This window comes from Curtobacterium sp. MCBA15_012 (assembly GCF_001864935.2).
Taxonomy (GTDB): domain Bacteria; phylum Actinomycetota; class Actinomycetes; order Actinomycetales; family Microbacteriaceae; genus Curtobacterium.
In genome coordinates, this window is sequence record NZ_CP126267.1 from 276,178 (window position 1) to 288,215 (window position 12,038).

At 64.0% G+C, this 12,038-nt stretch carries 9 protein-coding genes; 5 read left to right on the forward strand and 4 right to left on the reverse strand.

Annotated features, from left to right (window positions below):
* Positions 1-21: 21 nt before the first annotated feature.
* On the reverse strand, positions 22-804 hold the full coding sequence (locus QOL15_RS01340) for a pentapeptide repeat-containing protein (RefSeq protein ID WP_175473805.1): 783 nt from the start codon (positions 802-804) through the stop codon (positions 22-24).
* A gap of 651 nt (positions 805-1,455) precedes the next feature.
* On the opposite strand from QOL15_RS01340, the gene QOL15_RS01345 reads away from it, so the two are divergent.
* Together QOL15_RS01345 and QOL15_RS01350 are read left to right on the forward strand one after the other, a co-directional pair.
* Entirely contained in the window at positions 1,456-2,730 is a 1,275-nt protein-coding gene (locus QOL15_RS01345; RefSeq protein ID WP_065963924.1) for a tyrosine-type recombinase/integrase, read from the forward strand.
* Complete coding sequence (locus tag QOL15_RS01350) at positions 2,727-3,389, forward strand: hypothetical protein (RefSeq protein WP_305405127.1); 663 nt, start codon at positions 2,727-2,729, stop codon at positions 3,387-3,389. Before QOL15_RS01345 ends, QOL15_RS01350 begins: the two co-directional genes overlap by 4 nt.
* Here QOL15_RS01350 and QOL15_RS01355 read toward each other — a convergent pair.
* Positions 3,361-4,523 (reverse strand): IS3 family transposase gene (locus tag QOL15_RS01355; protein ID WP_139197620.1). Its coding sequence is split into 2 segments (ribosomal slippage): positions 3,361-4,244 and positions 4,244-4,523, totalling 1,164 coding nucleotides; the frame shifts between segments, so codons are not numbered across the junction. The genes QOL15_RS01350 and QOL15_RS01355 overlap by 29 nt on opposite strands.
* Before the next feature lie 277 nt (positions 4,524-4,800).
* Entirely contained in the window at positions 4,801-4,935 is a 135-nt protein-coding gene (locus tag QOL15_RS01360; RefSeq protein ID WP_290439173.1) for a hypothetical protein, read from the reverse strand.
* Positions 4,936-5,586: 651 nt separating this feature from the next.
* Here QOL15_RS01360 and QOL15_RS01365 point away from each other — a divergent pair.
* On the forward strand, positions 5,587-7,311 hold the full coding sequence (locus QOL15_RS01365) for an ATP-dependent endonuclease (protein ID WP_175473878.1): 1,725 nt from the start codon (positions 5,587-5,589) through the stop codon (positions 7,309-7,311).
* 123 nt (positions 7,312-7,434) lie between these two features.
* On the opposite strand, the gene QOL15_RS01370 is transcribed toward QOL15_RS01365, so the two are convergent.
* The gene (locus tag QOL15_RS01370; RefSeq protein ID WP_065961100.1) at positions 7,435-7,782 is read right to left on the reverse strand and encodes an Lsr2 family protein; all 348 of its coding nucleotides are present in this window, start codon (positions 7,780-7,782) and stop codon (positions 7,435-7,437) included.
* Between the two features lie 116 nt (positions 7,783-7,898).
* Here QOL15_RS01370 and QOL15_RS01375 point away from each other — a divergent pair, with 116 nt between their 5' ends.
* Both QOL15_RS01375 and QOL15_RS01380 read left to right on the forward strand, forming a co-directional pair.
* Positions 7,899-8,939 carry a YhcG family protein gene (locus tag QOL15_RS01375; RefSeq protein ID WP_065961181.1) on the forward strand — a complete coding sequence of 347 codons (1,041 nt, stop codon included), beginning with the start codon at positions 7,899-7,901 and terminating at the stop codon, positions 8,937-8,939.
* Positions 8,940-10,158: 1,219 nt separating this feature from the next.
* Complete coding sequence (locus tag QOL15_RS01380; protein WP_083230107.1) at positions 10,159-11,475, forward strand: cation:dicarboxylate symporter family transporter; 1,317 nt, start codon at positions 10,159-10,161, stop codon at positions 11,473-11,475.
* The last annotated feature ends 563 nt before the right edge of the window (positions 11,476-12,038 follow it).

The window sequence follows — 12,038 nt, forward strand, 5'->3', positions numbered from 1 at the left end:
GCAACCGCCGCGACTAGTCCCTTAGTTCTGCTCGGCTGTTGACGCCGACCATGCTTTCGTCTGTTCGGTAGGCGAGGACCCGGGGGGCCAGATAGTCTCCTCATCCCAGCTTGCAGCGGCCGCGAGCTGGCGTTGTGTCGTGTTCCGTGCAGCTCCCTGCTTCACTCGTTGACGGTAGAAAACGGCGCCTTCGAGGCGAGTATTCTGGAAACTCGCACTCCGAAGGTCGGAAATGCCGAAGTGGGCGCGCCGAAGATCTGATTTCTGAAACTGCGCACCTTGAAGATCGGCTCCGTGAAAACTTGAGCCGCGGGCATCAATTTTATGTAACGTGGCACCCTGTAGTTCAGCTCCTGAAAAGTTTGCTTTGCCTAAATCAGCGCCTGACAGGGTTGCGCGCTGCATGTTCGCCCCCTCAAAGATTGCTCCACGGAGATTTGCTCCGTCGAGTTTGCTTTCGGGAATCGTGGAGTTCGAAAGATCTACTGTCCCCTCCGGGCCCCGCTCGCGGCAAAGTGTGGCAAGTGCTGCCATCGCAGCAGCAACGCTCGGCGCCATGACTTGTTTGCCGCTTATGTCGCGGTATTCCAGGTCGTCCTTGTGCGGATGCCGGACGTATGCGGCTAGCACCTGAATGGTGCGCCAATGGTCTCGTTTAGAGTCAATTCCCATGCGCTCTAGCGCAAAGAAGCCGCCAATACGCGATGCCTCGCTATCGGAACCGATGTGGCTGATAGCTTCGTTGTACCGCTTTGTCCAGTCCTCGTCCCGTGCCAACTCATGCCGGCGGTAGGTGATCCACAAAGTTACGGACGCAAGCAGTCCACCGAGAGATAGGAGCACTGCTTGGCGTAGCGAGCTCTCCGAGGCACTCAGGTTCAAGCACAGACCGGGGTGCGAGCAGGGTAGTTTCAGCCAAGCGGGCAGTGCGATTACGAGAACAAACCACAAGAGAAGTACTCCCCCGGCGGCATATGCAAGCCTTGACCATCTCATAGATCTAGCCTAGTAGGGCCTCGGATAGAATGCTATGGCGTGTTGTCCCATGAACACCGATGCCGACTCCCCGGACAACCGAAGCGTCGTGTCGTTCTTGCTCCGTTGCGCCGTCTCAAGCCATCGTACCCATGGCCTCGGATAGGCACACGTCAAGGTCTCGCCAACGACGTGGATGGATTTGAAGCGCCCCCTGACCGGTCGGCTACTGTACCGGTTCGTGTTGGTAGGCGCTGGAACTCCTTGCCGTCCATCTTGAAGGGCACTTACCGGCGAGCCACGAGCCTGCCTTCTTTGGATTCAGTCCTCTACAGCAAGTAGATCAAGGCCAGCGGAGCGCTGTGCAGCGACCTGCGGTTGCGGATACGACAACCTAGATCTCAAACTGGTGCGACTCGATGGGCTTCGACGCCCTTTCTCATGCGGCCGAACGCGACAACTAAGCTTTCGCTCTACAACGTGGACGACGTGAGCGAGACGGACGGGGCGAGCATCGACGTGAGCTCGCAGGGCGTTCGCGCTGTCGATCGTGGTGCTTCTGCTGCGGAGCGTGCCGCGGCGGAGCGGTCCCGGACGGCGTTTGCGCGGCTCCGCGCCGTAGCGGGGGAGGGACGCTCGACCGGCTCGGGTGCCGTGATGGTGCCGGCGGACGCGTCGCCGCGGGTGTTTGCCGAAGCGTCCCTGTCGCCGAACACGATCCGGGCGTACCTGTCGGACCTGCGGCAGTTCGCTCGGTGGCGTGCCGGGTTCCTGGATCACGAGATCTCCGAACCGGACGAGCTCGAGCAGATCATCACCGCGCCGGTCGACCCGACCGAGGTTGCCGCGTTTCTCGCGGACAAGGCCAACGCCGCCCTGCCCGATGGCGGCCAGCGGTACGCGCCGGCGACAATCAGTCGCTACGTCGCCGCGATCGACTGGGAGCACGCCCGCCGCGGCCACACCCCACCCGGCTCCACGCCGATCGTCCGCGACGTCCTGAAAGGCATCCGCCGCACCCGGTCCGTGCCGGTGCGACGTGCGAAGCCGATGACGTTGAAGGCGCTGCAGACCACGCTGCTGAAGATCGACGTCGCCGACCTGCAGACCGGCGCGCTCGGAACCCGCGACCAGGCGTTGCTGCTGTTCGGGTTCGTCGGCGCGTTCCGCGAGTCCGAACTCACCGCCCTCACCGTCGCCGATCTCCGCCTCGTCGACGGCGAGGGCGTCTATGCCCGCGTGCGGAAGTCGAAGACGGACCAGGATGGCGTCGGCCGGATCAAGGTGCTGCAGCAGGGCGCGAACCCGGTCACCTGCGCCCCCTGCGCGTACGTGCGACTGTCCCGGCTGATGGCTGCGCAGGATGCCCGCGGGGAAGCGGGCCTCTTCGCCGCGCTCACTGGTGCGAGTCTCGCCGTGCACGTCTGCACGGATGGGCTCGGCGCGGATCGGTTGCCAGCGTCGATGCCGTTCTTCCGCGCTGTGTCGAAGTGGGGCCTGTTCCGCACCACCGGCATCAGCCCCACAACGGTCGGGAAGGCCGTCGCCCGCCGCGCGCACGTCGCGGGGCTTGGGGAGGACGGCTGGTCCGGGCACTCTCTCCGTGCTGGGTTTGTCACCGAAGCGCGCAACGCCGGCGCGACGGACGTGGAGATCATGAACCAGACCCACCACACCAACGCCGCCACCTTGCAGATCTACGACCGCGAGTACGCGCCCCTGGTCCGCAACGCCGTCACCCGGATGCGCTTGTGACCCCCCAAACTTCCCCCAAACTCGGCCCCAAACTCCGGCCCGACAGCGAGGCTCTGCTCGAGGCGCACTGGGCTCGGTTCGTCGCCTGGTGCGAGGCGACAGGTCACGCGTCGCTCCCGGCGACGGCAGCCACGATCGGACAGTTCCTGACGCTGTTCCCCGGCAGCGCGTCGACGCAGCGGCTGCGCCGGCGCGCGATCCGCGCACACCACCTCGCAGCAGGCTTCCCGGACCCGATACCCACTGTGGAGGCCCGGGTGTGGCCGCGACCAGAAGCCCCCGGCCAGACGATCGTGGGCGAGGTACTCGCGGCGATCCCGAAGTACCGGTACCCGATCGGGCTCCGCGGCCGCCGCGACGCCTTCCTCATCGTCCTCCTCGGGGTCCTCCACCTGACCCGCGAACAAACCCGCACCATCACCCCAGACGACGTTGCGGTGACGAGCATCATCCGGATCCGCGGCCACGTTGTGCCCTCATCCGATGACCCGGTGTCTTGTGCTGCGTGTGCGGTGACCCGGTGGCTGCGCATCGCCGGACCCGTCTGGACCGGATTCCGCGGCGACGTCATCCGCCTGCTCGACCCGACGAAAGGGAAGGGACTGCTGCAGGTTTGGTTGACTCGTTCGTTTAGGCCGCGAGTGCGACCTGTGGGTTGATGATCGTCTCGTACTCGATTGGGGTCAACTTCCCAAGACCGCGTTGGCGTCGTTTCCGGTGGTAGGTCGCTTCGATCCAAGTGATGATCGCCAGCCGGAGCTCTTCCCGGGTCGTCCATCGTTTCCGGTTGAGGACGTTCTTCTGCAGCAGGGCGAAGAACGATTCCATCGCAGCGTTGTCCGCGCAGGCGCCGACTCTGCCCATCGATCCGAGGAGCCCTGCATCGCAGAGGGCGCGGACGAACTTCTTCGACCGGAACTGGCTGCCGCGATCCGAGTGGACGACCGTCCCGGTCGGGTTCCGGCGGTGCACCGCCATCTGCAGGGCTGCGACGGCGAGCGAGGACCGCATCCGATCACCGATCGAGTAGCCCACGATCCGGCGGGAGCAGGCGTCCTTGATCGCGCAGAGGTAGAGCTTGCCCTCCCCGGTCGGGTGCTCGGTGATGTCGGTCAGCCACAGCCGGTCCAGGTCTGGTGCTGTGAACGTTCGCCGGACCCGGTCGTCGTGCACCGGCGGACCGGCCTTCCGGGTCAGGCCGCGCTTCTTCGAGTGCAGGGACCAGAGCCGCTGCTGCGAGCACAACCGCCACACCCGACGCTCGGAGGTCCGGTGGCCAGCCGCGGCCAAGTCGTCAGCGATGAACCGGTACCCGAACGTCGGATCGTCGCGATGCGCGTCGATGGCGGCGTTGGTCAGGTGCGCGTCGTCCCAGTCCCGTTTGGACACGGGGCTGGCGCGCCAGCGATAGAACGCCTGCTTCGAGAAGCCCAGTACCCGGCAGGCCACCGCGACAGGAACACCGTCGTCGGCGAGTTCAAGGACCAGCGGGTAGATCATTTTGGGAGTTGTGACTGCGCGAAGTACGCCGCTGCCCGGCGGAGGATCTCGTTCTCCTGCTCGAGCAGCCGGATCCGTTTCTGCGCCTCCCGCAGCTCGGCTTGCTCCACCGCTTTCAGCGACGGCGGCTCTGCGACCCCGATGCCGTCGTCACGGTCCGCGAGGCGCAACCAGCGGGCCAGGCAGGACTCGGAGACGCCGAAGTCCTTCGCGACCTGCCGCACTGACGTCTCGCCCTTCCGGGCGACCGCGATCACGTCACGGCGGAACTCTTCCGGATACGCCTTCACCATGGCGCACATCCTTCCAGCAGGAGCCAATGCCCCTACCTCTCAGGAGTCAACCGAACCTGCAGCAGTCCCGAACCTCGACCAGCACGACTGTGCACAGCCGGTACCGGGGGAGTGGCGACGGGCGGAGCAGCTGCTGTTGTCGTTAGACGTCCATGGATGGGCGCGCACCGGGGTGAGTCTGTCAGGTCGGTCGATGACGAGCATCATCCCGAGTCGACGTGCCGCAGCAGCGGACGGCTCAGTCGCGGAAGCCGTCGGCGCAATCGCGCGACAGCCGTCACGATTCGACGCGCTGACGCTGCAAGAGACCTACATCGAGCTCGGTGCCGCGGACGCTGCCGTCGACGCCGCGCTCGCTAGGCTCACCGCCATCTGGACCGACGCTCAAGCGCTCGACTTTGATCTCGATCACGGAGCTACGCCTCGCAAGCGGGGGTAGCACCAGATATCCCGGGCTAGCTAGCTAGCTAGCTGGCCGGTCGTCCGCTCTATGGCGTACTCCGACTGGCATCCTCACCCAGTCCCTTTCGCCGTCATTGCCGGGGTCGGATTGACACTCTTCCAAGAGGCCACCCCCCGACCGGGACTGGCATCAGGGCTGTTCACCAACGTGCCACGTGTGGGAGGCAGTTGCCTCGGGTGGGCTCATCGCACTCACGACGGTCATCGGCGGCTACCGGAACATCTTCCTGATCTGCGCCGCCCTGACACTAATCGCACTGAGCATCATCCTCGCCGTCAGAATCACATCACGTCGACAGGCAGCAACTCGTCTGTAACGGCGGCGCCTCGGCGCCCCGGCGCCCCGGCGCGCGGCGCAGCTGCTGCCGCGGACCGCTGCCGGCCTGCGGTTGGTGCACGGCCCCTAAGTTCAAGAGTAGATGTGTTGAGGAACCCATCCGTGGAACCTAGAACCACAGCGAGTATTTACGCGGCAGCGGCAGCGGCAGCGGCAGCGGCAGCGGCGGCGGTGGCAACGCCCCAGAGCGGCATGACCTTCGGTAGCATATTGAGCAACAATCGGATGCGACCACCGGTTGATCGCGTCGAGGAGAGCAGATTCATGAAGCTGAAGAACGTGACTCTCACAAATGGCACACAAGTGTCAATCTCGGAATCGATTACCGCAGTCGTAGGCCCGAATAATGCTGGAAAAAGTACCTTTCTGCGCGAGATTCAGCAGGCGTTCGCTAGGGAACCGTATCAAGGCCCAATATCTGATCATCGCCTCATTCAAACCTATGACCTTATAGGGGATGAAACCCCGGACGCCTTTGTGCAATTTCGGCGAAGGCTTGATGCTAATGCTACGCACCGGAAGGCTGGGTCCTACAATGGCGGGTACTGGGATCAAGACCACTGGATGCTTTCAAATGGGCAGGTGGTGACGGAATCGCAGATTTCCCAATATTGGAACTCTCGTCTTGGCTTTGGGCCATTGGCCTCTTACGTGAGTATTTTCATGGATGCAAGCAATCGCTTGCATCTGGCTAATTCTGCATCTGCTTACGACGCGCTCCATGAGTCGCCGTCGACGGTAGTACAGCGGCTTTATGCCGATCGAGCCCTTGAAGCTACTTTGAGTGCACTGACTCTCAAGGCGTTTGGTGTCCCGCTAACTGTGAACAGGTATGCCGGGAGCCAAATTCACCTTCATGTTGGAGCACCTCGATCGGCCGAGCGCGAAGCCCCGCAGTCTAGCGAGTACCTTGAGGAGCTTGGTCGTCTTCCATTAATAGGCGAGCAAGGGGATGGTTTCAAAGCGTTTATTGGGATGGCGCTTTCGGTTATTGCGGGATCACATCCCATCGTTCTGATTGATGAACCCGAAGCTTTCCTGCATCCCCCGCAAGCCCGATTGCTGGGTCAGTTCTTGGCTGAACAGCAAGCCACCGGCACGCAGGTGATCGTCTCCACGCACAGCGAGGATGTAGTTGCGGGCATGACGAGTGGCGATGGCCAGAGGGTTGCTGTTGTCCGCCTCACGCGCGAAGCGAATATTGCGTCGGTCGCACAACTTGAGCCGGAGGACGTAAAAAATCTTTACGACGATCCTCTCATAAAATACTACGACATGTTGAATGGCCTATTTGTGCGAGGTGTCGTTATTTGCGAGTCCGATTCGGACTGCACCTACTACCGCGCAGTTCTCGATGCCGTCGATCGAAAGAAGGGTATAGATTCAGGCCTGCACTTTACGCACGCAGGCGGTAAGTCCCGGGTTCACGTCGCCCTTGAAGCTTTCCGACGTACAGAGGTTCCGGCCGCCGCGATTCTCGACATCGATCTTCTCCAGGACGACCAGGAATTCTGGCGAATCGTTCAGGCGGCAGGGGCTCAAAAAGTCGATCTTGAACGTGACCGTAATATTATTACGGCATACATCAAAGACAGGAATCAAAAGAAGTCGGTAACTGCCGCGGCGGCAGAAATCAGGGAGCTACTCGCCGTCGCATCGGGTGACGTCACATCGGGTTTGATCGGCAAGATAAACAAGTCGCTTGCTAGTCACTCGGGCTGGAAAGATTTCAAGCTTCAGGGTAGCCCGATGCTACATGGTGATGCGCTCAACGCGTTTTCGAGACTCGACACCACGTTGCGGTCTCATGGGGTTTTTCTAGTTCCAGTCGGGGAACTAGAAGGCTTTCATCCCGAGTATTCGTCTGCGAACAAGGCTCGATGGCTCCGCTCTGTTCTTGAGGTGAAGGCTTTCGCGCGCGAAGGTGAAGCGAGCGACTTCATACGCTCGGTGAGTGCGTACGCCTCTCGTCGGCAGATCAGGAATTGACATAAGAGCCCGCTATCGGCGGCACAACGAGAGCGGCCGGACCGTCAGTGTCGTGACGGTCCGGCCGGAGCTCGGGGCGAGCGGTGCTCGAGTCGAGCCTAGCCCGGGGATGTGTGCTCTGAGCTAGTGCGCGGCGTCGTATGCGTCGCGGACTGCCTGGCTGATGCGGCCGCGGCTCGAGACTTCGTGCCCGTTCGCGTTCGCCCATGCGCGGATCTTCGCGAGCTCGTCGGAGTTGCCGCGCTTCGCCGTGCTGCCGCCGGCGCTGCGTGCCTGACGGCCGCCGCTGACCTTCCGGGCAGCGGCGACGTAGTCGGAGAACGCTTCGCGGAGCGCGTCAGCGTTGTCGTCGGAGAGGTCGATCTCGTAGTGGCTGCCATCGAACGAGAAGGACACGGTGCGACCCTTGCCCTCGTCGATGGTGTCGCCGGTCAGGTCATCGACCAGGTGCGTGGTGACTTTCTGCGCCATAGGAACGCCGCCTTTCATTCAAGGGATTGCGCTCCTACTGTGGCACAAAAAGCTTCCCGAGCTCTGCACCATGACGACGGCAGCCGAATGTGGTTCCGCACGGCAGAATGGATGCGATGACCGAGTCCACGCCAATACCGTCCGGGTACGCCGCCACCCTCGCTGAACTCAAGCAGCAGGTGAGGAATGCGCGGTTCACCGCGCAACGGCGCGTCAACACCGAACTCGTGCGCTTGTACTGGGGAATCGGCGCCACCATCCTGCAGCGCCAGGAGACAGAAGGGTGGGGAAGCAACGTCATCGGCCGGCTTGCAACCGACCTGCGGGCAGAGTTCCCCGACATGAAGGGTTTCTCCCGAGCGAACCTGTTCTACATGCGGAGGCTCGCAGGAGAGTGGTCAGCGGACGCGATTGTCCAACAGGCTGTTGGACAACTGCCCTGGGGTCACATCACCGTGCTCCTGGACCGGCTCGATGACCACCACCTCCGCGACTGGTATGCCCACGAAGCGGCGGCACATGGCTGGTCGCGGAACGTGCTCGAGCACCAGATCAAGACCAGCGCCCACACCCGGCTGCAGGCGGCACCGTCGAACTTCCCGGCGACCCTGCCGGCGGGGGACTCTGACCTTGCGCAGCAGCTGACCAAGGATCCGTACGTGCTGGACTTCCTCGCCCTCGACGGCGACGCGAAGGAACGCCACCTCGAGCAGGCCCTGGTCGACCGGATCATCGACACGCTCCGCGAGCTCGGTGAAGGGTTCGCGTTTGTGGGCAGGCAGGTGCACTTCGACGTCGACGGCGACGACTTCTACGTCGACCTGCTCTTCTTCCACGTCGAGCAGCTCCGCTACGTCGTCATCGAGCTCAAGACCGGGAAGTTCAAGCCTGAGTACCTCGGGCAGCTCGGCTTCTACGTCGCCCTCGTCGACGATCGGCTCCGCCGCACCCAGCATGCCGACACGGTCGGGCTGCTCCTGGTCGCGGACAAGAACGACGCGGTCGTGCGGTACTCCCTCGCCGGGCAGCAGACCCCGATCGGCGTCGCCAGCTACGACCTCCTGCCCCCGTCGGTGCGGGCAGCACTGCCGTCCGAGGCGGACCTCACCAACCTGCTTCACGACGCCCGAAACGACAACAGCGGCACCGGTAACTGACCCGGCATGTAGGAACTAGGCGCGGCAGCCCACAGCGGACACCTTCTCTCGGGACAAGCGCTAGCCTTCCGCGCGACCTGTGCAGATGGGACCGCTCGCTCTGCACGGGCGCCGGTGTGGGGCTGTGGACGACAAGTCCGAACCGACGGGTGGCGAAGCTCCATAGAGTGATGCCGCAACCCTGGTGACTGGGCCGGTAGTGAGAACGACGGTTCTCCCCACGTTGGGGGCGTATCCGGACCGCGGGGTACATGGTTGAATCGTGAGTGGCGCCTGGCCCGGTCGAAACGATCGCGCAGCCGGAAGTCGCACCGATGTGGGTGTCTGGCCGCATTCGGGTTGTGGCCAGGCCCCTCATCGGGGTCCCGCACGAACGAGCGCGGTGGATCGCCGGGAAGGTGCGAGCGGGCCTGTGGCACGCCCGACCGGGGAGCAGCTCCTGCCGAAGCCGCTGTGGCGCTATGGCGCTATGGCGCTATGGCGGGGATCCGTGGGGACCGCGACGAGTGGTCCGATCCCTGTTCGGTATGGACCGCTTCCGCGGCGGGCTTCACTGGGACAGTGGCGTGGTGTCCCGGCTAGTGGGAGGGGCCCGGTGCCAGGACTCTTCCGGATGACCAGCTGGGAAGACCCACCATGCAGCGCTGACTGCCAGTTGGTGTCCCCTTTTTGGCCGTCTTGCGACGCCTGAGGAAGTGCAACAGGGTTGGTGACGCTTGACCAGTTCGGGTCTGATCAAGCACCTCGGGATGCCGGCTTCTAGTGCAGAGCCGGCATCCCGTGCTTACCCAAGCCAATGAGGCTCGCACAACGCGAGACCCTTGCCGTTCACTCGGTGTCCCTGGGGCCGGGCCGAGGCGGAGGGGCTTTCCAATGGCCGGCGCCGCGGTTTCCGGAGAGGCGGTCGTGGAAAGCTTCGCTGGTGTTCTTCATGCCGCGGATCTCGAGCCACTTGCTGTGCTGGTAAAACGTCGTCTCGAGCGCGGCGCCTGTGGAGGCCTCCCAGGCGTGCGACTTCGTCATGTCGATGGCGACGAGCTCCGGGCCGTCGACTTCGTCGAACCGGGGTGTGAGGCCGTTCGGGGAGGCGAAGAGCAGCGCGCCTCGACCGTGTAGAGCACATCGCGGACCACGGTGTCGCGTTCCCCAGCACTCGCGCGGAACACCGCTGGTACGTCGCTGTCACTCAGCGGAAACATGCTGTCGGTGTGCTGGAGGCATGGAACTCGCTGCGTCGAACCGGATCCCCACACGCTGGTACCGCTCACTGTTCGTGCAGATCGCAGTCGCCGTCGTGGCGGGGATCGCCGTCGGTGTCTGCGCGCCTGCCGCTGCGCCAGCCTTGAACGTGGTGGGGCAGGGCTTCATCCGCCTGATCGAGATGGTGATCGCACCACTGGTCTTCATCGTGGTCATCACCGGCATTGTGCACGTCGGCAACCTTCGTGCAGTCGGTGCGGTCGCCGGTAAAGCGATGCTGTACTTCGTCCTCGCGTCCTCCGCAGCGCTGGTGTTCGGCCTCGTCGTCGGCAATCTCGTCGCCCCGGGCAGCGGGCTACGAATCGACCCGTCCACACTCGACGAATCCGCCGTCACGGCGAAGACGGGAAACGCTGCTGCACCGAGCCCGGGGGAGTTCGTTCTGGGTCTCATTCCCTCGAGCGTGATCAACGCGTTCGCGACCAACGACATCCTGCAGGTGCTGGTCGCGGCAGTGTTCGTCGGCGCGGCGATCGCTGCGATCGGCCCGGAACGCACCGCTCCGCTCATTCGCGGGCTCGACCTCTGCCTCGAGGTCGTCTACCGAATCCTCGGTTGGGTGATGCGTCTCGCGCCGCTGGGTGCGTTCGGCGCGATGGCGTACGTAGTGGGACAGTACGGGCTCGCGACGCTCAGCTCCTACGGGTGGCTCATCGCCGCCTGCTACGGCGCCGCGGCCGTGTTCATCCTCCTGCTGCTGGTCGTCGGACAGGTCCTGTCCGGCGTGCCTATCTGGCGGTTCGTCTGGCACACTCGCGCGGAGTTCGGACTCGCACTCGGGACAGCGTCAACCGAGGCGGTCCTGCCACGGATGATCACCCGGCTGACCGAGGTCGGCGTATCCCGCAGTGTCGCGGGGCTAGTGGTGCCAACGGGCTACTCCTTCAACCTCGACGGCGCCGCGATCTACCTCTCCATCTCGCTGCTGTTCCTCACGCAGGCGTTCGGGATCCCGCTGACGCTGGAACAGCAGGTCGCAGCCCTCGGGGTGCTGCTGCTGACGTCGAAGGGGATGGCCGGTGTGCCCGGCTCGTCGTTCCTGGCGCTGTCAGCGACGGCGACGACACTCGGCCTCTTCCCGGTCGCGGGCGTTGCGCTGCTGTTGGGGGCTGACCGAATCATGGACTCGATGCGGGTAAGCGTGAACCTGCTCGGCAACTGCGTCGCCGCACTCGTCGTCGCGCGGTGGCAAGGAGAACTTGACCACGTCGCGGCATCCGAAGCGCTCCACCCAGCCCAGCGTCCCCTCGCCGCAGCAGGCGCGCGGCAGCAGTAGGCAACAGGAGCAGAGGCAGGACCAGGAGCGGCGGTGTGCCGGTCTGAGTTCCGTGGGCCCCCGCATCTGCGGTGTGGCTGGGGAGCTCGAGATAGAGGAGGGGTGTCGGCCCTGATCGTTCCGGCACCCCCCGCCAGGACAAGACCCGAACAAGTCCCGACAAGTCGAGTTTCACTCCTCTTTTGGCGTTCGGCATCCCACAAGCCAGGATCCGTTGTGAGCTTGCATACTGTGCGTAGCCGCGGATGGTTACCGGGGCAGAACGCCATCGGGATCCTGATCAACGATGCTGCTCGGGTGACGTCCGGGCGCCTGAAGGGCCGGACGCCATTCTTCGTCGACTGCAGCCGTTCGCCTCCGCGAAGGGCTGCGCGCCACATGAGCGGTCAGCGCTTCAGCCGAGTCAGCGCACCGAACGTCACGACGATGCCGGACGCGACGCCAACGATGCTTCAGCGCCACGAACGAAGGAACACGGTCGGCGTGGCGGTCGGTCTAGAGCGGGCGGTGGTACTCCTGGCTCAGCTGCGTGGGGAGTTGTCGGTCAGCAGCTGAGACGATTC